This window comes from Parafrankia soli, from assembly GCF_001854695.1.
GTDB lineage: Bacteria > Actinomycetota > Actinomycetes > Frankiales > Frankiaceae > Parafrankia > Parafrankia soli.
This window is the reverse complement of record NZ_MAXA01000254.1, coordinates 1-24,261: the sequence shown is the minus strand read 5'-3', so window position 1 is coordinate 24,261 and position 24,261 is coordinate 1. Positions and strand designations below refer to the sequence as shown.

Sequence of the window (24,261 nt, the reverse complement as noted above, 5' to 3'; positions counted from 1 at the left end):
GCTGCAACCCAGACTATCCGGGCGCGCCACATCTGTGGCCCCGGGCATCCTCCCCGCCCGGTCAGGCCATCCACCCGCCTCGGCTGAGCGCTGAGCTGACGAGAAGCCGTCAGATCAGTGTCGGCGGTACGCCAGCCGGGCCCGCGGGGCCCTTGGTCGACAGGATCCGCTGGGCCCGCCACGCGTCGACCAGCCCCGCGGACAGCAGAACGGCCAGTGTCAGAGCGATCTGGGTGACCCGCTGGTAGAAGGTCCAGTGGTCGACCCACGCTCTCAGCACCGGGAGCACGCAGAGGACGTCGCCGCAGGCGAAGACCGCGGCTACCCAGCCCGGCCGCCGAACACCCGCGATCACGCCCAGCAGGCCGCCCGCGAGCAGCCCCTGCGGCACCGTCTCGGCGAGCGACCCGTAGAAGGAGCTGCTCCAGTAGCCCGTCGAGGACAGTCGCACCGTGCTGAGGAAGCCACCGCCGGGCGCCGTCCAGAATCCGAACTGGTAGCCGAAGGCGCCGAGGAGCGCGGCCCAGCCGAGGACGGCGCCCGTCGCCGCCACCAGGCCCCGGGGGCCCGCGCCCGGGCGACCGGGCGCTCGCGTTGCCGCGGCCCCCGCCAGTGCCGGGACGGCCAGCACCGCCAGCACCAGAAGCAGCGACAGCGGTGGGCGCAGCAGGTCGGTGTGACGGCCGAGCGCGAGCACCGCCCCGGTGGCGGGATACGTCACCACGAGGGCCACCAGCATGATCCGTCGCCGGCCGGCGACGGCGGCGGCGAGCGCGACCAGCCAGGGCACGAAGACCAGCGGGCCGGTGGTGAGGAAGGGCCCGAGCCCCCGGTCCGTCCATGGGTGCGCGACGGTGGGCCAGGCCGCCAGGCGCTGATCCACGGCCGGCTGCCGCTCGGCCATCACCAGGCAGACCGCGCTGAGCCCCGCGCCGACGGCCAGTGCCAGCGCCGCGGTCGCGCCGCGTACGCCGGCCGGCAGAACGCCGACGCCGACAGCGCACCTGGTCGCCAGGCCGTGCACGACGAGGTCAACCGCCTCCGCCCTGCTCGGCCGGGTACGCCCGGCCGCCTCGGCGCCGTCGAGCAGCGTGCCGAGGAGCTCCTCGCCGCGGGCCTCCCGCCAGCGGCGCGGGTAGCAGAGCAGCAAGCGTCGGTAGGCGGTCTCAGACCCCGGCGGCTCGGCGCCGCCCGGCCACTGGGCGCCAGGTGGCTGATCAGCGCCACCTGGCAGGTCAGCGTCGCCCTGGTGCGACCGCGGGTCAGGTTTCTCCACGCTCATCGTCCGCCGCGCCCTCAGCCGATCGCCGGCACGCTCGGGGGCGCCAGCCTGGTCACCCGTGCGAACGCCGTCGCCGGGCCCGTGGCGTGCCGGACGCGCAGGCGCAGCCTGCGGTCAGCCTCGGCGACGTTGGCCCGTAGCCGCTCGGTCTGCTCCGTGAGCACTCCCGCCCCGTCATCGGTCAGCGAGTAGTACCGCCGCAGCCGCCCGTTGACGACCTCCTCTCGCTCGACCCGCACGAGGCCCTCGCCGGCGAGGCGGTCCAGCGCGCCGTAGAGCGTGCCCGGCCGCATGGTCACCCGACCGCCCGAGATGTCCGTGACCTCGCGGATCACCGCGTACCCGTGGCGCGGACCGTCAGCCAGCGCGGCGAGCACCAGGAACGTCGGTTCCCGCATGTCCTCCATAGCCATACGCGCGAAGATATACCGTCGCACGGTATATATCGACCAATTGACCATCAGGACAAAGAACCGGCCCTGGACCATGGGGCTGGTCCAGGGCCGGGAGGACCTGCTCAGACCTCCAGGACGACCGGGAGGATCATCGGGCGGCGGCGGTAGCGGTCGTTGACCCAACGGCCCACCGTGCGCCGGACGAGCTGCTGCAGCGCGTTGGTGTCGGTCATGCCGGAGCGCATCGCGTCGGCGAGGGCGTCCGCGAGCTTGCCGCGGACCTCCTCGAACGCGGCCCGGGAGTCGGAGAACCCGCGGGCGGAGAGATCCGGGCCGACGACGACCTTGCCGGCGGCGGCGTCCACCACGACCGTGATCGTGATGAAGCCCTCCTCGCCGAGGATCCGCCGGTCCTTCAGGCTCGACTCCCCGACGTCGCCGACGGCGAGCCCGTCGACGAAGACCATCCCGCAGGGCACCGCCCCGGTGATCTCCGCCTGGCCGTCGATGAGGTCGAWGACCATGCCGTCCTCGGCGATGATGACCCGGTCCGGTGGGACGCCGGTGGCCTCCGCGAGCGCGCCGTGCGCACGTAGGTGCCGCCACTCACCGTGGACGGGCATCATGTTCGACGGCTTGGTCGCGTTGAGCACGTAGAGCAGCTCACCGGCCGGGGCGTGCCCGGAGGTGTGGACCATCGCCACGCCCTTGTGTACGACCCGGGCGCCCCACCTGGTCAGGCCGTTGATCACCCGGAACACGGCTGTCTCGTTGCCCGGGATCAGGCTGGAGGCCAGGACGACCGTGTCGCCCTCCTGGATCCGGATCGCGTGGTCCCGGTTGGCCATCCGGGACAGCGCGGACAGCGGCTCGCCCTGCGACCCGGTCGAGACCAGGCAGATGTTGCGGTCGGGAAGCGAGTCGACGTCCCGGCTGTCGATCACCAGACCGGGCGGCACGCGCAGCAGGCCGAGATCACGGGCGACACCCATGTTGCGGACCATCGACCGGCCGATGAAGCAGACCGACCGGCCGTGCGACTCGGCGGCGTCGAGCACCTGCTGCACGCGGTGGACGTGGCTGGCGAAACACGCGACGACGATGCGCCTGTCCGCCTCGCGGAAGACCTTGTCGAGCACGGGGGCGATCGCGCGCTCCGAGGCGACGAAGCCGGGGACCTCGGCGTTGGTCGAGTCCGAGAGCAGCAGGTCGACGCCCTCGCGGCCGAGCCGGGCGAAGCCGCCCAGGTCGGTGAGCCGCCCGTCCAGCGGGAGCTGGTCCATCTTGAAGTCGCCGGTGTGCAGCACCAGGCCCGCGTCGGTGCGGATCGCGACCGCGACCGCGTCCGGGATGGAGTGGTTGACGGCGAGGAACTCGAGGTCGAAGGGACCGAACGAGTGCCTCTCCTCCTCGCGGATCTGCAGGGTCACCGGCTGGATGCGGTGTTCGGCGAGCTTGGCCACCATGAGCGCGAGCGTCAGCCGGGTGCCGACCAGGGGGATGTCACGCCGTTCGCGCAGCAGGTACGGGACGGCGCCGATGTGGTCCTCGTGCGCGTGCGTGAGGATGACCGCCTCGATGTCCTGCAGGCGGTCCCGGATTGCGGTGAAGTCCGGCAGGATGAGGTCGACGCCGGGCTGGTCGGTCTCGGGGAAGAGCACCCCGCAGTCGACGATGAGCAGCCGCCCGGCATGCTCGAACACGGTCATGTTGCGACCGATCTCACCGAGGCCGCCGAGCGGGATGATCCTCAGGCCGTCGGCACGCAGCGGCGGTGGGGGGCCCAGCTCCGGGTGCGGATGCATCATGAAGCCGCCGTCCCCGGGACGACCGCGGCGGCGCCCGGCCCCGCGGGCCCGGGCAGGGGCCCGGGATCGAGCACGGCCGCGGCCAGGTCGGCACGCAGCTGGGCTCGCTCGGCCTCCGTCGCGTCGACGAGCGGGGAGCGGACCGGCCCCGCGGGCAGGCCGGCCATGGCCAGCGCCGCCTTTGCCGTGATCACACCCTGAGTGCGGAAGATTCCCTGATATGCGGGCAGCAAGCCCTTGTGGAGCGCGATCGCCCGACCCACCTCACCGGCCCCGAAGGCCTCGATCATCGCCYGAATGGCGGGGCTGGCCACGTGACCGACGACACTGACCACACCGCACGCACCGACGGACAGAAGCGGAAGATTGAGCACGTCCGTGCCCGAGTAGTAGGCGAGGCCGGTGTTGGCCAGTACCCACGAAGACGCGGAGAGATCGTCCTTGGCGTCCTTGACCGCGACGATACGCGAGTGTTCGGCCAGCTTCAGGAGAGTCTCGGTCGCGACCGGTACACCGGACCTGCCGGGAATATCGTAGATCATCACAGGCAGGGATGTCGCGTCGGCGACTGCCCGGAAGTGCGCGAGCAGCCCGGCCTGCGGCGGCTTGTTGTAATACGGCGCGACCACGAGCAGGCCGTCGGCGCCCGCCTTCTCGGCCGCCTCGGCCAGCTCGACGGTGTGCCGGGTGTCGTTCGTGCCGACGCCGACGATCACCTGGGCGCGGCTGCCGACCGCGTCACGGACGGCGCGCACCAGGATGTCCTTCTCGGCATCCGAGGTCGTGGGCGACTCGCCCGTGGTGCCGTTGATGACCAGCGCGTCATTACCGGCGTCGACGAGATGCTCCGCGAGTGCCGCGGCGCCGGGGACGTCCAGCCCGCCGTCCGCGGTGAACGGCGTGATCATCGCCGTGATCATCCGCCCGAACGGGGCCGGGGGCAATGCTGACATACCTGCCACGCTAGCGGGCACCTCCGACATCTCCTCCGACAGTCGCCAAGCGGCGCCAGTCGGCGGCCCCCCCACCGCGGGCGGGCGGCACCGACCGGACGGTCACGCCGGGTCGGCCGCCGCACCGGCGGGCCGGGGCAGGAACCAGGAACTACTTCTGAGCGGCTTTCATGACCCGGATGCCACCCTCGCCGCGCCCGGGGAGGCGGCGGGAGGATGGCTCGTAGACCCTCGACGGGCACCGGCGACCATGTTTCGGTCGAGCCGCATCCACAGCTCACGACGACCGAGACGGACGAACGACAGCGGGCCGCCCACGCGAGCCGCGCCACAGGCGGCCGCGCCACCGGTGACGCCCGCGCCGTAGTTCTTCGGCATACCCACCGCCCCGTCTCGCACGACAGTGTGTTCAGGGTACCGCCACAGCCGGTGCGGCGGTCGCCGTTCACCGGCGCGGACCAGCTCCTCCCACCTGCCACGTGCCCGGCTGGTCCGTCGCGGCCACCAATGCGGACAAGCTCACCGAACGTCCTGGTGGCACGGCCGGGGCCAGCGCCCCTAGCTGGGACGACACTCCCGGAACCGACATGATCGACCCGCCCGGGTCCGCCGGCGGGGTGTGCCAGCCCAGGGCACGCAGCCCCGAAAGCACGGCCAGCGCCACCAGCAGCGCGAGCAGTGCCTGCTTGGCCGGGCCGAGCACCCAGGCCGCGAGGCTCGACCGCTCCCTGGTCAGCAGCAGGGTCGCGGCGAACGACGACGGCACCGCGACGACCGCGACCGCGTCGGCTCCGAGCTCGAACGGCAACGCCGACAAGGCCACGGTGAGACACATCAGGACCAGGATCGCCAGCGTGACGCGGGCGACGTCCGGCGAGACACTGAGGCCCACCACCAGCTTCGCCCGCGCCGCCCGGCGCGCATCGGTGGTGTAGAACGCGTACACCTCACGGTTCTGGTGGACGTCCTCGACGTAGGTCCGGGCGATCCGGCGGTGCTCCAGGTCGACCGTGATCGGCGTACTCAGCTCGATACTGGTGTCGTCGGTGCCCACGCTCACGTGGTAGCTGCCCGGGCCGCCCGGGTCGATGTCGACGAGGGCCACCGGCGCCAGCCACCGCTGCCGCAGAGTGAGCGACTCATCACGAACAGGGCAACGCCGAGCCAGCACCGTCCGCCGCTCCTCGGACATCTTGATCAGGCAGGGGCGGTACGGGTCCAGGGTGACGGCGGCGAGCGCCTCCCAGCGCCGCCCGTACTCCGCCACCGTGCTCAGCACCGGCACCGCGGCCGGGCCCGCCAGGCTCAGCTCGTCGATCCAGGCGGTGAACTCCCGCAGGTAGTAACCGATGTGCGCGACCTCCAGCGGTGTGGGGACGTCCGGATCACGCCAGAGCTCGCCGGCGGCGAGCAGCATCGTGTCCGCGCTGCTCAGCGGGTCGAAGGGCTCCGCCAGCGCCGAGCGCAGCAGAAGCTGGGCCGGCTCGAGCAGCGCCTGCCACGACCGCAGTGTCACATCCGGCACCGACAGATCCGCCTCGCGCGCAAGATAGGTCGCGACGGCCTCGAGCGAGAGCGGGCGTCCCTTGCGGGGCACCAGCCCAGGCAGGTTGCCGGACAGCCGCCCCGGGCGGAACCTGGAGATCGCGTCCACGACGCGGCGCGCCGGGCCGGGCAGTGGGCAGCCGATGGCGTCGGCGAGCAGCGCGATCAGGTTGCCCTGGATCGCGACGGACGTCCCGTACGGCATCAGGTGGGCGTCGGAGCCACCCGGACCGGCAAGATTGAATCCGACCAGGGCACGCTTGGGCAACGTGGAGATCGGCAGCAGCAGGCAGACTTCGGGCGGCAGCCGGCCGACGGTGTCGAGCCGCCCGGTACCCGGAACAATGCTGTTCAGCAGCCCGTCGAGCGGGCCCCAGTTCACCGAGCGGGTAAGCCGACAGCGGTTGGCACTGACGATCGTGAACTGGTCGACGACCCGCCGGCGCAGCCCCGCGTACTCGGCTGGGGGCGCGAGCAACATCGTGGTGACCTCGTCGACGTCGGTGAGGTCGAGCACCGGGGCGCTGTCGGCGTCATCCCGCCTGCTCCACCGGCGTAGCCGGCTGACGGCCCCCGAGCCGCCCGCACCTCCGGCTCCCCCTGAACCCCCTGAACCGCCTAAGCCACCGAATCCGCCGAAGCCGCCGCCGCCCGAGCCCGCCACTCAGCGGCCCCCGCCCCGGGAACCGGGAGAAACACTCCGGAATGTGCCGATCACACCACGGGACCGTAGCAGCCCACAGTTTCCAGCCAGCCACCGACGGACCCAGCCCAGAGCCCCAGGTGGAGAGGTTCGGACGGCAAACCCCGGGACCAGAGCCCTTGGGTGAAGGGCTTCGGGCGACCTATCCCGGGGTGGGGCCTCAGGTCAGGGAGGCCAGGAGTTCGCGGGCGGCGCGGGCGATCTCGATGTCCTCGCGCGCTTCGATGATCAGGGTGYGCACAGGTGCGTCCGGTGCGCTGATGTCGAGATCGCCGCCGGTGTAGGAGAGGTTGCGCTCCTCGTCGACCGCGATCCCGAGGAAGGCGAGGCCGGTGGCGGCCCCTGAACGTACCGGGCCGGCGTGCTCCCCGACGCCGCCGGTGAAGACGAGTGCGTCCAGGCCGCCGAGCGATGCCGTCATCGCGGCTGTCTCGGCTCGCAGTCGATGCAGGTAGACAGCCATGCCGAGTGCCTCGGGGGTGCCCGCCCGGCGCGCGCCGGTCAGGATGGCCCGCATGTCCGCCGACCCGACCAGGCCGGTCATGCCGCTCTCGTGGAACAGCACGTCGGTGAGCTCCTGAGCGGTCATCCCCTGTTCGGTCTGCAGCCAGAGCAGGAGACCCGGGTCGACCGTGCCGGAGCGGGTGGCCATCACCAGGCCTTCCAGCGGGGTGAAGCCCATTGTGGTGTCGATGCTGACGCCGTCCCGCACGGCGGCCAACGACGCGCCCGAGCCCAGGTGAGCGGTGACCACCCGGCGCGCTCCTGTCAGCTCGGCCGCCCGCCGGGCGGCGTAGGCGTGCGACAGGCCGTGGAACCCGTAGCGGCGGACGCCGTACTGCTCTCGCCATCGGGCCGGGACCGGGTAGGTGATGGCCTCGAGCGGCATCCGGGAGTGGAAGGCGGTGTCGAAGCAGGCCACGCGTGGGACACCGGGGAGCGCCTCCGACACGTCGGCCAGCGCCGCTAGCGCGGCCGGCTGGTGCAGCGGCGCCAGGGAGACGAGTTCCCGCAGGCGCCGTTCGACCTGCTCGTCGACGAGCACCGGGTCGGTGAAGGTCGACCCGCCGTGCACGACGCGATGTCCGGTGACGGTGACCTCGCCGGCGTGCGCGAGGGCGTCGACGGCCTGTTCCAGCTCCGCCGGGTCGGGCCGCCCCGCCACGGCGCGCAGGTCGTGGGCGGCCAGCACCCGGTCGTCCGAGCCGAGCAGGCGCAGCTTCACGCTGGACGAGCCCGCGTTCACCACGAGCACGTTCACCGCCGCGACGGCGCCGGCCGGAACCCGCGTCGGGACGTCCGCCACGTCTATCGGTCCTTCCCGGCGGGGTGGGCGCGTGCCGCTCTCGGTCAGCATGCCCTCGGTCAGTGCGGTCGCGGCCAGCAAGGCCCCAGTCAGACGGTCGGGTCGGTCGGCCAGCCGTCCGGTAAAGCCTCTGTCAGTAAGGCCACGTCCAGTCACGGATGCGCGGGTCGTCCTCGCCATGGTCGCGGGTGTAGGCGCGGGCGGCGAGACGGGCGTCGATCATTCGCTGCCTGACGTGCGCCGCGCGGGCGCCGAGGCTGGCGACCCGGTCGATCACGTCCACGACCAGGTGGAAGCGGTCGAGGTTGTTCATCATGACCATGTCGAAGGGCGTGGTCGTCGTGCCCTCCTCGATGTAGCCGCGGACGTGCAGGTTGCCGTGGTTCCGCCGCCGGTAGGTGAGGCGGTGGATCAGCCACGGGTAGCCGTGGTAGGCGAAGATGATCGGCCGGTCCTCGGTGAACAGCGCGTCGAAGCGCGCGTCGGACATGCCGTGCGGGTGCTCGGCCTCCGCCTGCAGGCACATCAGGTCGACGACGTTGACGACCCGCACCTTCAGCTCGGGGAAGTTCTGGCGCAGGATGTCGACCGCGGCCAGCGTCTCCAGGGTCGGGATGTCCCCGGCGCAGGCCATGACGACGTCGGGGGTGCCGTCGCCGTCCTCGGTGTGGTCGTTGCTCGCCCAGTCCCAGATACCCAGGCCGCGGGTGCAGTGCGCGATCGCGTCCGACATCGGCAGGTAGTTCAGTGCCGGCTGCTTGCCGGCGACGATGACGTTGATGTAATGCCGGCTGCGCAGGCAGTGGTCGGCCACCGAGAGCAGCGTGTTCGCGTCCGGTGGCAGGTAGACCCGGATGATCTCGGCCTTCTTGTTGACCACGTGGTCGATGAAGCCCGGGTCCTGGTGCGAGAAGCCGTTGTGGTCCTGGCGCCAGACATGGCTGGTGAGCAGGTAGTTCAGGGAGGCTATCGGCCGGCGCCAGGGAATGTGCCGGGTCGCCTTCAGCCATTTCGCGTGCTGGTTCACCATCGAGTCGACGATGTGGATGAACGCCTCATAGCACGAGAAGAAGCCGTGCCGGCCGGTGAGCAGGTAGCCCTCCAGCCAGCCCTGACACAGGTGCTCGGAGAGCACCTCCATCACCCGGCCGTCCGGGGCGAGGTCCTCGTCGGTCGGCACCGTCTCGGCGTTCCAGGCCCGGGACGTGGTCTCGAACAACGCCCCGAGGCGGTTCGACGCGGTCTCGTCCGGGCCCATCACGCGGAAGGTGTTCGGGTTCGAGCGCATGACGTCGCGCAGGAAGCCGCCGAGCACCCGCGTCGCCTCGTTGGAGCCCACTCCCGGCTGGGGAACGTCGACGGCGTAGTCGCGGAAGTCCGGCAACGTCAGGTCACGCAGCAGCTCACCGCCGTTGGCGTGCGGGTTGGCGCTCATCCGGCGGGTGCCGACGGGAGCCAGCGCCGCGAGCTCCGGGACCAGCCGCCCGTCGGCGTCGAACAACTCCCAGGGCCGGTAGCTGCGCAGCCACGACTCCAGCAGGGCGAGATGCTCGGGGTTGTTGTGCAGCTCGGCGATCGGCACCTGGTGCGAGCGCCAGTTCCCCTCGACCGGCCGGCCGTCGACCGTCGACGGACCCGTCCACCCCTTCGGCGTGCGCAGGACGATCATCGGCCACACCGGGCGGGACGAGTCGCCGCCGCGGCGGGCGCGGTCCTGAATGTCGAAGATCCGCGAGACGGCGGTGTCGAGCACCCGGGCGAACTGCTGGTGGACGTCGGCGGGGTCATCGCCGGTGACGTGCAGCGGCTCGTAGCCGTAGCCGCGCATCAGCGCGTCGAGCTCCGACTCGGGGATGCGGGCGAGGATCGTCGGTTGAGCGATCTTGTACCCGTTGAGGTGCAGGATCGGCAGCACCGCGCCGTCGCGCACCGGGTCGAGGAACTTGTTGGAGTGCCAGCTCGCCGCCAGCGGGCCGGTCTCCGCCTCGCCGTCACCGACGACGGCGGCGACCACCAGGCCCGGGTTGTCGAAGGCGGCGCCGTAGGCGTGGGTGAGCGCGTACCCCAGCTCACCGCCTTCATGAATGGAACCGGGCACCTCCGGCGCCACATGGCTGGGAATTCCCCCGGGGAACGAGAACTGCCGGAACAGCCGGCGCAGCCCCTCCCTGTCCTGGGTGACGGAGGGGTAGATCTCGCTGTACGTGCCCTCGAGGTAGGTGTTGGCCACGATTCCCGGCCCGCCGTGGCCAGGGCCGATCACGTAGATCGCGTCGAGGTCGTTGCGGCGGATGACGCGGTTCATGTGGGCGTAGATGAGGTTGAGCCCGGGCGTGGTACCCCAGTGCCCGAGCAGCCGTGGCTTGATGTGCTCGGCCCGCAGCGGCTCGGTGAGCAACGGATTGTCGAGCAGGTAGATCTGCCCCACCGCGAGGTAGTTGGCGGCGCGCCAATAGGCGTCGATCAGTCGCAGCTCCTCGGTGGACAGCGGCCCCGTGCTCTGCACACCGGACTCCGCGCCGATCTCGGCGACGTTGATCATGCCCGCCCTCTCTGCTGGTCCCGCCTCGGCGCCGTTGCCTCGTCTGTACCGTGCCTCGCATGTGTCGTTACCGCGTGGGTGCCGTTACCGGCGACCCCACCATCGTTCCCTCGACACCGGGCGGAACGCTGATCCGTTGTAAGGCTGGACCCGGTTAACTCCGCCCGGACAAAACCCGGGCGAACGTCGCGTGAACGCCGGGCCGGTGGTCCCTTGCGGGCGTCGACACGGCCCTGGCCTGACGGCCCTTTGGACGCGATGCGGTCGGGACGGCTTTCCCGACGGGCACCCCCGATCGGCATGGACGGACATGGGCGGCATGGTCCAGCGCGGACGGCGGGACGGGCTCCGGCGCGCCCGGAACGGACCCGCCCGGAACGAGCCCGCCCGCGCAGAACGGGCCCGCCCGGCTTCGTCAGCCCCGGCCTGGGTCAGCCCTCGCCGACCAGCGGGCTGGAAGCCACCTCCGTGCCGTCGTCGAGGGTGGTCACCCGGAAGTCCGCGAAGACGTTCGGTGCCACATCCCGCAGGGCGCGCAGCGCGGCGATCGCCAGCCCGCGGATCTCGACGTCGGCGTGCTCGCTGGCCCGCATCCCGATGAAGTGCCGCCAGGCACGGTAGTTGCCGGTGACGACGATCCTGGTCTCGGTGGCGTTCATCAGCACCGAACGGGCCGCCTGACGAGCCTGCTTGCGGCGCGAGGTCGGCGCGGACACGTCCGCGAAACGCTTCTCGAGGCCCTCCAGCAGCCGCGCGTACGCGTCCATGGACGCGGCGGCCGCCTCGGTGAACAGGGAGTGCAGCTCGGGGTCGGTGGCGATCACCTCGGGCTCGACGACGGCCGCATCGTGCTCGGGGACGTAGCGCTGGGAGAGCTGGCTGTAGGAGAAGTGCCGGTGCCGGACGAGCTCGTGGGTCAGGCTCCGGGAGACACCGGTGATGTACAGCGAGACCGTTCCGTGCTCGAGCACCGACAGGTGGCCGACGTCGAGGATGTGCCGCAGGTAGCCGGCGTTCGTCGCCGTCGCCGGGTTCGGCTTGTTCCAGCTCTGGTAGCAGGCGCGACCGGCGAACTCCGCGAGTGCCTGGCCGCCCTCGGCGTCGGTGCTCCACGGGACGTCGTCCGGCGGGAGGAACTCCGTTCGGGCTATGACCTGGACCTTCATCCGGGCCGCCGCGGGGCCGGGGCTCGGCTCGTCGAGCTGCTCCGACCCGGCGGTCTCGTCGATCTCGTCAGGCACTCCGACCTCCACCACAGCGACCTCCACCGTCTCCACTCGTGGACGTCCGCGCAGCCGGACCGTGTTCACGCCAGCCGTGTTCACGCGCCGGACCGCGCCCGTGCGGCCAGACCGTGCTCACGCACCGATCGCCTGCGCGCAGCCGCGGCGTGCGCACTCAGCCGGAGCGTGAGCACGCGGTCGGCGACGTCCAAACCGCTCGGCGCGGGACTCGAGCGGCTGCGCCCCACGGTATCGGCTCCACCCACGCCATCCGGAAGCAGCATCGACGGAGYCACGACGAGAAACCAACCCACGCCCGCCGACCGGCATCGGCATGCACCGGACCGGTTACGTTCGAACCGCCCAACCGGCCCGTGTCGTCACCCACTTACCCGTCCGGTGACCCGTCCGGAACACAGCGGTGGCACTGGCGACGCACCGTGGTACACCGGATGTGGGCGCCTCGCCACAGTCGGCGAGGGGTCCGGTGCCCGCCCGAGTGGCGCGGTCCGGCCGGGGGTCTCCGCCCCCGTCAGCTCCCGGCCGGTCCCGCGCCGCGGCGGGCACCGTGTCTCCCACGCGGCCGCGACTGCCGACCGGCCCGTCTCCCGCGCCGCCGGCCGACGGCGCGGCCGCGTGGCGCTCGGCGCCTACCGTGAATCGCGCGGGGCCGTGCGGTGCCGTGTCGGCCGTGCGGTGCCGTGTCGGCCGTCAGCCCGCGGGTGTCCACGCCGTCGGGTCGGCCGGGCCCTGGTCGCCGGTGGCCATGTCCTTCACCTCGTGCGGGCGGTCGTCGGCGAACGGCGGGAACCAGACGTGCCCGATGCCCTTGCGTGAGGCGTACCTGATCTGCTTCGCCAGCTTGTCGGCCTGGTGGTAGGTCTCCACGTTGAGACCGCGGCCGCGCAGCAGCCGGGCGGTCGCCAGCGCCTCGGCGCGGCGCTCGTCGCTCGGGATCACCATGAGCACCTGGGCCGGGCTGGACGGACCCGCGCCGATGAGGCCGTCCGCGACGAGCTTGGCGAAGATCCGGGTGAGACCGATCGAGATCCCGACACCGGGGAGGTTGCGCCGGATGAAGGTGCCCGCGAGGTCGTCGTACCGGCCACCGGAGCAGATGCTGCCGTACCCGGGCGCATCGACGAACTTGGCCTCGTAGACGGTGCCGGTGTAGTAGTCCAGGCCGCGGGCGATCGACAGGTCGGCCACGACGGCGCCCGCCGGCAGGTCGGCCAGGTCGTCCAGCACCCGGGCCAGCTCCTCGAGCCCTTCCGTCAGGAGCTCGGATTTGACCCCGAGCCGGCCGATCTCGTCGATGACCCCGGCGTCGGAGCCCCGGACCTGGGCCAGGTCGAGGCAGGCGCGCGCCTGCTCGGCCGTGAGCCCGACCGGCCCCGTCAGCAGCGCCTCGACCCCCCGCGCGCCGATCTTGTCGATCTTGTCCGCGGCGCGGATGACGGCGAGCGGGTCACCGATACCGAGCCCCTCGTAGAACCCCTGCAGGATCTTGCGGTTGTTGATGTTCAACGTCCAGGACGGGACGGCGAGCGTCGTGAGGACCTCGTGCACGATCCGGGGCAGCTCGGCGTCGAAGTGCAGCGGGACGTTGTCGACGTTGATGACGTCGATGTCACACTGAGTGAACTCTCGGAACCGGCCCTCCTGCGGCCGCTCGCCCCGCCACACCCGCTGGATCTGGTAGCGCTTGAACGGGAAGACCAGGTCGTTGAAGTGGGCGGCGACGTACCGGGCGAACGGCACGGTCAGGTCGAAGTGCAGGCCGAGGCGCGCGCTGTCGTCGTCGTCCTCCGCCTGCAGGCGGCGCAGGGTGTAGACCTCCTGCGACGTCTCGCCCTTGGCCATCAGGGCCTCGAGGGCCTCCACCGACGGGGTCTCCACGGAGCAGAACCCGTACCGCTCGAAGGTGGCACGGATGGTGTCGAGCCAGCGGAGCTCGACCATCCGGACGTCGGGAAGCCACTCGGGGAACCCGCTGACCGGGGTGGGACGGACTATCGGTGCGTCGGCCATGGCCGGGACAAACTCCTCGTTCTCGACACTGTTGCGTGCGCGCGCTTGGGCGAGGCGCACTCATCGGACCCTGAGAGCGCGGCGATCACCGATGTCGAGACAGGAGAAGCACGATCGAAACCATACAACGCCGCCCGCGGGTCCTCCGGACGGCGAGTGGTGCAGCCACCGGGTCGCACCGGCCGGTCTGGCTCCGGCGCTCCCCCGGTGGCCGCGTGACCTCTATGTGGTCCTCTCGGGCCCCTGGTTGCTCCCGGCGACGCCCGCGGCCGCCGCCCCGGCGCCCCCGTGCGGCTCCGGGCCGACCACCGTCAGCCCACCGGCGGGATCGACCAGGCACCGCCCGGCCGCCGTGCCCGCGACGACCAGCTCACCGCGGACCCGCACGCACGCGAAGAGCGCGACATGCAGTGGACGGACGGCCGGCAGCAGGAAGCCACCGTCGATGTCATAGCGGGTGTTGGTCACCTTGCGCGTGGTGGAGCCGAGCTCCTGCGCGCCCGCCGGAGGCAGGTCCGCCCGCGCCGTGACCATCATCTCCGTGCAGCCGACCGGCCAGGTCCAGCACAGACGCCCGTCGACCATCCGCAGGTCGGGCACGGGCCCCACGTCGTCAGCCGCGGTGTGCGGCCCCGGCGGCGGCACCACGAACAACGGCAGCCCGGACGGCGGCCCGGCCTCGACGCGCGCAGCGGATTCGGCGTGCGCCCCGGGCTCGACGCGCCGCCCAGGCTCGACGTGCCCGCCGGATTCAGCGTGTGCCCCGGATGTGGCAGCCGCGGGTTCCGGCCGCGTGGCGGCGTCCCGTGCAGGCTCCGGCGCTCGGGCCGGCCCGGTACCCGGAGCGGCCGCGGGGCCGGGGACGGGCGTGGCAATGGGAACGGGCGTGGGAGTGGGAACGAGGGTGGGAGCCGGGCTCGGCCAGCGGGCCGGGCGCGACCAGGCGCCGTCGATCCCGGCGATCACCTCGTACTCGGGGATCGACGCGCCGCGGAAGACACCGCCGTCCTCGATGGTGGTGGCCGAGGTGACCCCGACCGCGCGCGAGTTGCCGTCCGCGGTGATCCGGCGGATCCGGTAGCGGGCCTCGCCGGGGGTGGTCGTCGGCCGCCAGCTGATCACCACGGAGGCACCGTCCCACCGGGCGGCCACGCCGCTCGGCGGCTCGACGACGCGCTCGGCCTCCGCGGTCCGGCCGGCCTCGACCCGCTGCCCGGACGGCTGACCCGCCGGTTGTCCGGCCGGCGGCCTGCCCGGCCGGTTGGAAGCCGGGAGCGGATCGGCACCGGATCCCACCGCTGCTGCCGCGTCCGAGGCCGCCGTCGCGGTCGACGCCGACGCCGACGCCGAGGGCTGCGGCTGCGGCTGCGGCTGCGGCTGCGGCTGCGGCTGCGGCTGCGGCTGCGGCTGATGGGCGCCGGATGAGGAGGTCCCCGCCAGCTCCTGTGCCTCGTCGTGGTCCGCGGCGAGGGCCAGGGCTTCGCGGGCGAGCCGGATCCGTTCCGGGCCGGACTGCGCCCGGGCCCGCCGGACGAGGTCATCCGTCTGGGCGCACCGAGCCTGGGCCGCCGCGCGCACCTCGTCGAGGACGCGTCCGTCGGGGCCCGGCACGTCCGCGCCGAGGCGGGCCAGCTCGTCGGCGAGACGGACCACCGCGTGCTGGCGGTTGGCGGCGAGCTCCGCGACGATCGCGCGCCAGCGCTCGCCGGCCGCCCGGATGGCGCGCTCCACCTCGTCGCCGACCGCCCGGATCGGGGGCAATGTCTCCCCGGCGATCTCACGGGCGCGGGTGATCTCGTCGCTGGCGGCGATCGGGCGGCCGGCACGCAGCGCGGCCCGCGCCCGGGAGAGCGCGCTCTGCCAGTCGGCGGCACGCACCGGCTCAGGACGCACCGGCACCGGGTTGACCGGCGACGGGCCGCCCCGACCACCGCTCCCCCGACCACCGCTTCCCGGACCGTCGCTCCCCGGACCGTCGCCCGCGTCCCCGTCGAAGGCCGCGCCCGTGGACGGCCCACCGGCGGGCGAGCCGGCCCCCGACCGCGGGGTGCGCGCCACGACCGGGGCGTCCACGCCGTGCTCGCGGGCGAGGTCGGCGACGACCGCGCGCGCCCGGCCGGGGTCGAGGCCCTCCGTCTCGGCCGCCGCGACAAGCTCGGCGGCGGCCGAGGGCAGCAGGCGGTCCTCGATGAGCACGGCGGTGGCGACCCGCGGGCGCAGCACAATCTTCACGGGTTCGACCAGCGCGTCCAGATACGCCTCGGGGTCGCCGTCGACGAGCAGGGCCCGCACGGCGGTCAGCAGGTCGTCCAGCAGGGCCCGCCGCCGGTCCGGCCGGCGCTCGCGGTTGCGGGCGGCAGCGGCGTCGCGGACGGCCCTGATCTCCTCCCGGCTGGCGCCCGGCGCGATCCCCAGCAGGTCGAACAGGCTCCGCGGCGGGGTCACGCCCGCGATCCGGCCAAGCTCGTCGAGGTCGGCTCGCACCTGGCGTATCACCTCGGCCGGGACGGGCCGGCGCGTCGACGTGGCGTCCGCCCGCTCGGGCGTGCCCGCGGGCAGCACCCGGTACCTGCGGGTGCGCAGCGCGAACGCGGCGTCGTCAACACCGTGCGCGGCGGCGAGGGCGCGCAGCCCGGCCAGCTTGTCCCCGGGGAGGCCGCCGAACCGGCTGACCAGCCGGCGGACGGCGGCGTCGAGCTCGGCGAAGCGCTCACCGTCGCGGGCCTCGCGCGCGGCGCCGACCCGGGCGGCGAGCTCGGCGCGGGAGGCGGCGGTGGCCAGCGCCGCGGACAGCTCGTCGTGCAGGCCCAGCAACGCGATGATCACACCCCGGTAGCGGGGATGGTCCCGGCTGCGCTGCCAGAACGCCCAGACGGCGTCGACCCGCACCCGGACCTGCTCATCGCTGAGCCGCGGGGCCTCCTCGATCGGGATGTCGTAGAGCTCGAAGGGGTCGCTCTGCTCGGCGCCGCCGCGGGCATGCACGGCCGCGAGCACGCGCCGCCGGTAGTCGTTCGAGTCGAAGGGCAGCACCGTGGACTCCCTTTCCGTGACGCTCTCCGGCCGTTCCGTCCGGCGCCGGCCCCGCCCCTTCAGGGTTGACCGGCGCCACCAGCACAGGGCGGCGGCTACGTCCAGCCGGGCGCGTCGGGCGAGCCGCCMAGCCCGCCGCGGTCGTCCCCGGGCCGGCCCTTGCGCAGCGGGTCTCCCCCGCCGCCCGCCCCGGACGGACCGCCACCGGACGGACCGCCACCGGACGCCCCGGAGCCGAAAGGCCCCTCACCCCGCTCACGCCGCGCCCGAGCGACCTGCTCCCGTTCGCGGGCGACGTCGGCCTGGCTCAGCGCCGCCGAGGTCTCCACCCGGACGGTCAGCGGCCGGTCGGCGAGCCCCTCGTGTCGTGCCGTCACCTCGAGGATGCCGTCAAAGCCCATCCGGAACATGATTTCAATCTGGGTTCCGGCGGGATAGCCCGGTGGGATTCCGGTGATCTCCGCCTCGGCGATGACCTTGTTGTCCTCGACCCGCGGCGACTCGACCCCGCCGGCCTGCTCCACCACGTAGACAGTCACCGTGTCCTGATCGTCACGTACCGTCCCGAACGGACGGCGGACCGCGACCGGTAGCCGGTCGTTGCGGTGGACCAGGAAGACCGCGCCCTGGTCGCCGAACCGGTTCAGCGCGAGCACACCGAAGCCACGGGAGACCACGTTGACGACCTGGACCTCGACCGTCCGCCGGACCCGCTCGGCGGACAGCCCGAGGGCCTCGGCCAGCCGTCGACACGCGGCATCAAGGTCCGCGGCGGCAGCGGTGTCGACGGCGGCGCCGTCCACGAGCTGGCCGCGGGTGACCAGGTCGGCCGCGACCATCCGCTCCAGCGCCTTCTTCTCGCCGTAGATCGCGGCGCCGCGGGCGACGGCGAGATCCGGGTCGGTCAGCTCCACCGGGACGGACAGCTCCGCCGCCAGCCGCCGCGCCACCGCCGGCATCCGCGACGCCCCGCCGACGAGCAGCACCCGGTCGATCCCACGCACCCCGCGCTCCCGGGCCGCGTCGATCGCGGCCCGGGTCAGCGTGACGGTGCGGTCGAGCAGGCCGGCGGTGAGGCGCTCCAGCTCGTCGCGGGTGAGCGTGATGTCCAGCGACCTGCCGCTGTGGCTGACCGTCACCACCGTGGACGTCGCCTCGGTCAGCTCCAGGCGGGCGCGCTCGGCGGCGAGCTGCAGCTCCTGCGCCGCCTCGCCGTCGTCGAGCGGGTCGTCGGCCTCGGGATGGGCCTCGAGGAAGCGGTCGGAGAGGAACAGCACGATCTTCTCGTCCCAGTCGGCCCCGCCGAGCTGGTGATCACCGTCGGTGGCGACGACGGACACCCTGCGGTCGGCCAGCTCGACGATGGTGACGTCGAACGTCCCGCCGCCGAGGTCGTAGACGAGCGCGACCTCCTCGGCGATCGTGCCCGGGCCCGTGAGCGTCCGGCGGCTGCCGACCTCGAAGCGGGCGAATCCGTAGGACAGCGCGGCGGCGGTGGGCTCGTTGATGACGTCCACGACGTTCAGGCCGGCGTACTCGCCGGCGAGCACCGTGGCGCGCCGCTCCTCGTCACCGAAGTAGGCGGGGACGGTGATCACGACGTCCCGGACGGGCTCGCCGGTGGTCAGGCCGGCGTCCGAGACGAGCGCCTTGAGGATCAGCCCGCTCACCGCCGGGGCGGACCAGGCGGCGCCGTGCGTCACGAACCGCCAGTCGCCGTCGCCCATCCGCCGTTTGACCAGGGCGCACACGTCGTCGGGACGGGCTCGCGCCAGGCGGCGCGCGGTCTCGCCGGTGATGTAGTCGTCCTGGCCGACGAACAGGACGACGCTCGGCAGGGTCCGCGACCCGTCCATCAACGGGATGATCTCGGGGTCCCCGGCGCCGGAGACCCGCGCCAGACAACTGAAAGTCGTCCCGAGATCGATGCCGAAGACCGTGCCGGTGTTCGGCCCCGCCCGCCCGCCCGCTTGTCGCACCACACCCGAAACCTATCCATCCGGGTAGTGCCGGACTGCTACCGGACCGGGTGACGGGTTGACGACACCGGTGTCCGGGAGGTGATCAGGCCCGGTTCGGGAGGTGGTCAGCCGAGGTCGAGCAACGTCAGCCGAGGTCGAGCAACGGCTCCAGGCCGACCGTCAGCCCCGGGCGGGCAGCCACCTCGCGCACCGCCAGCAGGACCCCGGGCATGAAGGACGCCCGGTCCAGCGAGTCGTGACGGATCGTCAGCGTCTCGCCCGCCCCACCGAGCAGCACCTCCTGGTGGGCGACGAGCCCACCGAGGCGGACGGCGTGCACCGGTACACCCGAAACCCGCGCCCCGCGCGCCCCGCCCAGGGCGGAGGTGGTCGCGTCGGGACCGGCGGCGGGCAGCCCGGCCGAGGCGCGGGCCGCGGCGACCAGCTCGGCGGTGCGCCGCGCCGTGCCGCTCGGGGCGTCGGCCTTGCCCGGGTGGTGCAGTTCGACGATCTCCACCGACTCGAAGTACGGCGCCGCGCGGGCGGCGAACATCATCATCAGGACGGCGGCGATCCCGAAGTTGGGCGCCACCAGTACGCCCACCGACGGCTCGGCGGCGAGCCAGCCGCGCAGCGTCGCGAGGCGGGCGTCGTCGAACCCGGTCGTCCCGACGACCGCGTGGACGCGGTTCTCCACCGCCCACCGCAGGTTGTCCATGACCGCGTCGGGATGGGTGAAGTCGACCACGACGTCGGCCTTCGCCGCCGGCGAGCGGTCGTCGCCGGCGTCGACCTCGGCCACCAGCTCCAGGTCGGGCGCCGCGCGGACGGCGTCGCAGACGGTCGCGCCCATCCGGCCACGGGCTCCGAGCACCCCGACTCCGATCATCCCGTGCCCTCCACATGTCCGGTACCGCCAGCGGCCGCGCGGGTCACCGCGCTACGGCCGCGCTGAAGTCGTGGTCCTCGAACGGGCCGATGACGCCGAGCGCCCACGGCTGGTCGACCAGCTCGCCGGCGACGGCCCGCACGTCGTCGAGTGTGACGGCCTCGACCCGGGCGAGCACCTCGTCGACGGAGAGCAGCTCGCCGTGGACGAGCTCGCTCTTGCCGAGCCGGCTCATCCGCGACCCGGTGTCCTCCAGGTTGAGCACCAGGCCGCCGCGGTTCTGCCCGCGGGCCCGCTCGAGCTCCTCCGCGGTGATGCCGTGCTCGGCGATCCGGTGTACCTGCTCGCGGCAGATCTCCAGCACCTCGTCGGCGCGCCCCGGGGTACAGCCCGCGTAGACGCCGAACAGCCCGGCGTCGGCGAACTGGTTGTCGAAGGAGTACACGGAGTAGGCCAGCCCGCGCTTCTCCCGCACCTCCTGGAACAGCCGCGAGCTCATCCCGCCACCGAGGGCCGTCGACAGCACGCCGAGCGCGTACCGGCGCGGGTCGTGCCGGGACAGGCCGGCCGTGCCGAGCACCACGTGGGCCTGCTCGGTCGGCCGGTTGGTGACGACGATGCCCGGCGGCGGCGGGAACGGGTACTCGCCGCGGCGCACCTCCTGGGGCCGCGCGGGCCCGGTGAGCCGGTCGGCGAACGCGGCCACCACCCGGTCCAGGGCGTGGTCGTGCTCGATGTTGCCGGCGATCGAGACGACCAGCGCGGGCGGGGCGTACCGCTCGCGGTAGTAGTCGAAGACCGTCTCCCGGCCGAGCGCCTCGATGGTGTCGACCGTGCCGAGCACCGGCCGGCCCAGGACGGAGGAGCCGAGGACGGCATCGGCGAAGACGTCGTGCACGACGTCGCCGGGGTCGTCCTCGTGCATGGCGATCTCCTCGAGGATCACGCCCCGCTCGGCCTCGACGTCGTCCGCGGTCACCAGCGAGTTGGCGACCATGTCACAGACGACGTCGATGGCCAGGTCCATGTCCACGTCGAGCACCCGCGCGTAGTAGCAGGTGTACTCCTTGGCGGTGAAGGCGTTGAGATCACCGCCGACGGCCTCGATGGAGGCGCTGATCGACAGGGCGTCCCGGCTCGGGGTGCCCTTGAACAGCAGGTGCTCCAGGTAGTGCGAGCAGCCACCGGTGAGCGGCGTCTCGTCCCGCGAGCCGACGCCCACCCAGATCCCGATCGCCACCGACCGGACCCCGGGGACCTTCTCCGTGACGACCCGCAGGCCGCCCGGCAGCACCGTGCGGCGCACGGCCCCGGCGAGCAGGACCTCGGAACCGGGACCCGCCGCGAGAAGCTCGGCCACCCGGGCCGGGCGCGGGCCGGAGGCGTGCTCCGGCCCGGCCAGGCCCGGGGTGCGGTCGTTCGAGGTGCGACCGTCCGAGGTGCGGTCGTCCGAGGTGCGGTCGTCCGAGGTGGACAGATCCGTCTCCGTCACTGCGCTCCTGTCAGGATCCGGCGCTTACGGTGTCGATGGACTCCGCGCCCGGCGCGAGGCTGATCTTGCCGCGGGCGTCGATCTCGGTGATCTCCACCTGGAGCTTCTGGCCCACCGACAGCACGTCCTCGACCTTCTCGACGCGCTTGCCGCCGGCGAGCTGCTTGAGCTTGCTGACGTGCAGCAGGCCGTCCTTGCCGGGCGTCAGCGAGACGAAGGCGCCGAAGTTCGTGATCTTCACGATGGTACCGAGGTAGCGCTCGCCGACCTCGGGCATCTGCGGGTTCGCGATCGCGTTGATCGCGGAGCGGGCGGTCTCGGCCGCAGGCCCGTCGGCGGCACCGATGTAGATCGTGCCGTCGTCCTCGACGGTGATCTCCGCACCGGAGTCCGCCTGGATCTGGTTGATCATCTTGCCCTTGGGCCCGATGACCTCGCCGATCTTGTCAACGGGGATCTTCACGGAGATGACCCGCGGGGCGTGCGCGGACATCTCGTCCGGCCCGCCGATGGCCTCGGCCATCACCTCGAGGATCGTCAGCCGGGCCGCCCGCGCCTGCTGCAGCGCGCCGGCGAGCACCGACGCCGGGATGCCGTCGAGCTTGGTGTCCAGCTGCAGGGCGGTCACGAACTCCTGCGTGCCGGCGACCTTGAAGTCCATGTCGCCGTAGGCGTCCTCTGCCCCGAGGATGTCGGTCAGGGTGACGAAGGCGTCGCCCTCCCGGATCAGGCCCATCGCGATGCCCGCGACCGGGGCCTTCAGCGGCACACCGGCGTTCAGCAGCGACAGCGTGCTCGCGCAGACCGAGCCCATGCTCGTCGAGCCGTTGGAGCTCAGCGCCTCGGAGACCTGGCGGATCGCGTAGGGGAACTCCTCGCGGCTGGGCAGCACCGGCAGCAGCGCCCGCTCCGCGAGCGCGCCGTGGCCGATCTCGCGCCGCTTCGGCGAGCCCACCCGGCCGGTCTCACCGGTGGAGTACGGCGGGAAGTTGTAGTTGTGCATGTACCGCTTGGTGCGGTCCGGGTTGAGCGTGTCGACGGTCTGCTCCATCCGGAGCATCGCCAGCGTCGTGACGCCGAGGATCTGCGTCTCGCCCCGCTCGAACAGCGCCGAGCCGTGCACCCGCGGGATGTAGTCGACCTCGGCCGACAGCTCGCGGATCTCGGTCGTGGAGCGGCCGTCGATGCGCACGCCGTCGGTGACGATGCGCGAGCGGACCAGCTTCTTGGTCAGCGCGCGGTAGGCCGGGCCGATCTCCTTGTCGCGGCCCTCGAACTGGCCGGACACCTTCTCCACGGCCAGCGCCCGGACCCGCTCCAGCTCGGTCTCGCGCTCGGCCTTGCCGGCGATGCGCAGCGCCGCCGCCAACTCCTCGCCGACCGCGGCCGTCAGGGTCTCCAGCACGTCGTCGTGGTAGTCGACGAACAGCGGGAACTCACGCACCGGCTTCGCCGCGCCCGCGGCCAGCTCGCTCTGCGCCCGGCACAGCTCGCGGATGGCCGGCTTGGCGGCCTCCAGCCCCGCGGCGACGACCTCCTCGGTCGGTGCCGGCGCGCCCCCGGCGACCAGGGCCACCGTGCCCGGCGTCGCCTCCGCCTCGACCATCATGATCGCGACGTCGGAGCCGTCCTCGAGAACGCGGCCGGCCACGACCATGTCGAAAGTCGCCCGCTCCAGCTCGCTGTGCGTCGGGAAGGCGATCCAGTCGCCGTCGACGTAGCCGACCCGGGTGGCGCCGATCGGCCCGCTGAAGGGCAGCCCGGCCAGCATCGTCGACGCGCTCGCCGCGTTGATCGCGACCACGTCGTACAGGGTGTCGGGGTCGAGGGCGAGCACGGTCGCCACGACCTGGATCTCGTTGCGCAGCCCCTTGGTGAACGACGGCCGCAGCGGCCGGTCGATGAGCCGGCAGGTGAGGATCGCGTCCTCACTGGGGCGGCCCTCGCGGCGGAAGAACGAGCCGGGGATGCGCCCGGCCGCGTACATCCGCTCCTCGACGTCCACCGTCAGGGGGAAGAAGTCCAGCTGCTCCTTCGGCGAGCGRCTGACCGTCGTCGCCGAGAGGACCATCGTGTCGCCCAGGTGGGCGACGACCGCGCCAGCGGCCTGCCGGGCCAGCCGACCGGTCTCGAAACGGACCGTACGGGCCCCGGCCGGGGTCGTGATGACGGCCTCTGCCGCCTGTGTCGAGTCGTCCACTCGATACTCCATCCTCATCGTGGGCCGTGCCCGCGCCATGGAGGATGCCGGTGCTCAGTCGAAGTCTCCGGGGCGGCGCCGACTGCGCTCGTTCCGGCGGCCACGACCGAGGACCGGCGGCTCATGCCGCGCGGACCCGGCTGGGTCCTGCCGACCGCCGGCGGCCCTTGGCCGCCGACGGCCCGGCACACCGGTATCTACCCCCGATGTGCCGAGGGAGCGCCACCGGGGCGCTCCCTCTCCTGACTATCGACGCAGACCGAGTCGCTCGATCAGTGCGCGGTAACGGTTGATGTCCGTCTTCGCCAGGTAGTTCAGCAACCGCCGGCGGCGCCCGACGAGCAGGAGCAGCCCGCGCCGGCTGTGGTGGTCGTGCTTGTGGACCTTCAGGTGCTCCGTCAGGTCACTGATGCGACGGGTCAGCATCGCGACCTGCACCTCGGGCGAACCGGTGTCCCGGTCGACCGTGGCGTAGTCCGACATGATCTTCTGCTTGACGTCGCCAGAGAGCGGCACGCTCCACCTCGTTCCTCATCCGGGACGGCGCGCGCTCGGGGTCTGCATCACCCGAGCCTCCTGCCGGTGTACGCCGTCGGCCGTGGCTCCACCGCCGGCGACCGTTGGGAACCGCCACGAGCCAACTACCGGCACGCCGTCACCGGACACACCGCTCCCCACTTGGAGGGGAAGCTTATCAACCGTTGCAGATCAGTGGTCATGAGCGATCACCAGCTCCGCAGCCGCCTGTCTCCGGGCGGCGGTCCCCGTCTTGCCCGCTCGTGCGGTGCGGGGTTCCCGCTTCACGGCCACCCGCCCCGCAGGCGGGGTCTTACGGTCGGCTCCACGGGCGTTCGGCGCATACGCGCCCGGGTCTCCGGCCACTCCGGCACCCGTTGCG

At 72.7% G+C, this 24,261-nt stretch carries 15 protein-coding genes; all 15 read right to left on the bottom strand.

Annotated elements, in window-relative coordinates:
• Positions 1 to 109: 109 nt before the first annotated feature.
• Positions 110 to 1,282, bottom strand: coding sequence for a hypothetical protein (locus BBK14_RS29050; RefSeq protein ID WP_420849200.1), 1,173 nt, complete (start codon positions 1,280 to 1,282; stop codon positions 110 to 112).
• A 14-nt stretch (positions 1,283 to 1,296) separates the two neighbouring features.
• Entirely contained in the window at positions 1,297 to 1,680 is a 384-nt protein-coding gene (locus BBK14_RS29045; protein ID WP_373693928.1) for a PadR family transcriptional regulator, read from the bottom strand.
• Between the two features lie 119 nt (positions 1,681 to 1,799).
• Complete coding sequence (locus BBK14_RS29040) at positions 1,800 to 3,485, bottom strand: ribonuclease J (RefSeq protein WP_071066385.1); 1,686 nt, start codon at positions 3,483 to 3,485, stop codon at positions 1,800 to 1,802.
• A complete protein-coding gene (dapA, locus tag BBK14_RS29035; RefSeq protein ID WP_071066384.1) occupies positions 3,482 to 4,468 on the bottom strand; it encodes a 4-hydroxy-tetrahydrodipicolinate synthase in 987 nt (328 codons plus the stop codon). The genes BBK14_RS29040 and dapA overlap by 4 nt, the downstream gene beginning before the upstream one ends.
• A gap of 415 nt (positions 4,469 to 4,883) precedes the next feature.
• Complete coding sequence (locus BBK14_RS29030; RefSeq protein WP_071066383.1) at positions 4,884 to 6,647, bottom strand: hypothetical protein; 1,764 nt, start codon at positions 6,645 to 6,647, stop codon at positions 4,884 to 4,886.
• Positions 6,648 to 6,846: 199 nt separating this feature from the next.
• Positions 6,847 to 7,992, bottom strand: coding sequence for an acetate/propionate family kinase (locus tag BBK14_RS29025; protein ID WP_071066396.1), 1,146 nt, complete (start codon positions 7,990 to 7,992; stop codon positions 6,847 to 6,849).
• A gap of 133 nt (positions 7,993 to 8,125) precedes the next feature.
• Entirely contained in the window at positions 8,126 to 10,534 is a 2,409-nt protein-coding gene (locus tag BBK14_RS29020) for a phosphoketolase family protein (RefSeq protein WP_071066382.1), read from the bottom strand.
• A 431-nt stretch (positions 10,535 to 10,965) separates the two neighbouring features.
• Positions 10,966 to 11,700 carry an FAD-dependent thymidylate synthase gene (gene thyX / locus BBK14_RS29015; RefSeq protein WP_071066395.1) on the bottom strand — a complete coding sequence of 245 codons (735 nt, stop codon included), beginning with the start codon at positions 11,698 to 11,700 and terminating at the stop codon, positions 10,966 to 10,968.
• Between the two features lie 768 nt (positions 11,701 to 12,468).
• Positions 12,469 to 13,788, bottom strand: a complete 1,320-nt coding sequence (gene hisS / locus BBK14_RS29010; protein WP_071066381.1) for a histidine--tRNA ligase — start codon at positions 13,786 to 13,788, stop codon at positions 12,469 to 12,471.
• A gap of 222 nt (positions 13,789 to 14,010) precedes the next feature.
• Positions 14,011 to 16,821 carry a hypothetical protein gene (locus BBK14_RS29005; protein ID WP_071066380.1) on the bottom strand — a complete coding sequence of 937 codons (2,811 nt, stop codon included), beginning with the start codon at positions 16,819 to 16,821 and terminating at the stop codon, positions 14,011 to 14,013.
• 95 nt (positions 16,822 to 16,916) lie between these two features.
• Positions 16,917 to 18,803 (bottom strand): Hsp70 family protein, encoded by a 1,887-nt coding sequence (locus BBK14_RS29000; protein ID WP_071066379.1) that lies wholly within the window; start codon positions 18,801 to 18,803, stop codon positions 16,917 to 16,919.
• A 124-nt stretch (positions 18,804 to 18,927) separates the two neighbouring features.
• Entirely contained in the window at positions 18,928 to 19,671 is a 744-nt protein-coding gene (dapB, locus tag BBK14_RS28995; RefSeq protein WP_071066378.1) for a 4-hydroxy-tetrahydrodipicolinate reductase, read from the bottom strand.
• Between the two features lie 43 nt (positions 19,672 to 19,714).
• Positions 19,715 to 21,163: a M16 family metallopeptidase gene (locus BBK14_RS28990; RefSeq protein WP_071066377.1), complete on the bottom strand. Its 1,449-nt coding sequence runs from the start codon at positions 21,161 to 21,163 to the stop codon at positions 19,715 to 19,717.
• 10 nt (positions 21,164 to 21,173) lie between these two features.
• Positions 21,174 to 23,363: a polyribonucleotide nucleotidyltransferase gene (locus BBK14_RS28985; RefSeq protein ID WP_071066376.1), complete on the bottom strand. Its 2,190-nt coding sequence runs from the start codon at positions 23,361 to 23,363 to the stop codon at positions 21,174 to 21,176.
• A gap of 246 nt (positions 23,364 to 23,609) precedes the next feature.
• Positions 23,610 to 23,879 (bottom strand): 30S ribosomal protein S15, encoded by a 270-nt coding sequence (gene rpsO / locus BBK14_RS28980; RefSeq protein ID WP_020458818.1) that lies wholly within the window; start codon positions 23,877 to 23,879, stop codon positions 23,610 to 23,612.
• Positions 23,880 to 24,261: the final 382 nt, after the last annotated feature.

Bases quoted from the DNA above. Each gene is read 5' to 3' on its own strand.
- BBK14_RS29050 (WP_420849200.1), bottom strand. From the start codon at position 1,282: ATGAGCGTGGAGAAACCTGACCCGCGGTCGCACCAGGGCGACGCTGAC.
- BBK14_RS29045 (WP_373693928.1), bottom strand. From the start codon at position 1,680: ATGCGGGAACCGACGTTCCTGGTGCTCGCCGCGCTGGCTGACGGTCCG.
- BBK14_RS29020 (WP_071066382.1), bottom strand. From the start codon at position 10,534: ATGATCAACGTCGCCGAGATCGGCGCGGAGTCCGGTGTGCAGAGCACG.
- thyX (WP_071066395.1), bottom strand. From the start codon at position 11,700: ATGAAGGTCCAGGTCATAGCCCGAACGGAGTTCCTCCCGCCGGACGAC.
- hisS (WP_071066381.1), bottom strand. From the start codon at position 13,788: ATGGCCGACGCACCGATAGTCCGTCCCACCCCGGTCAGCGGGTTCCCC.
- dapB (WP_071066378.1), bottom strand. From the start codon at position 19,671: ATGATCGGAGTCGGGGTGCTCGGAGCCCGTGGCCGGATGGGCGCGACC.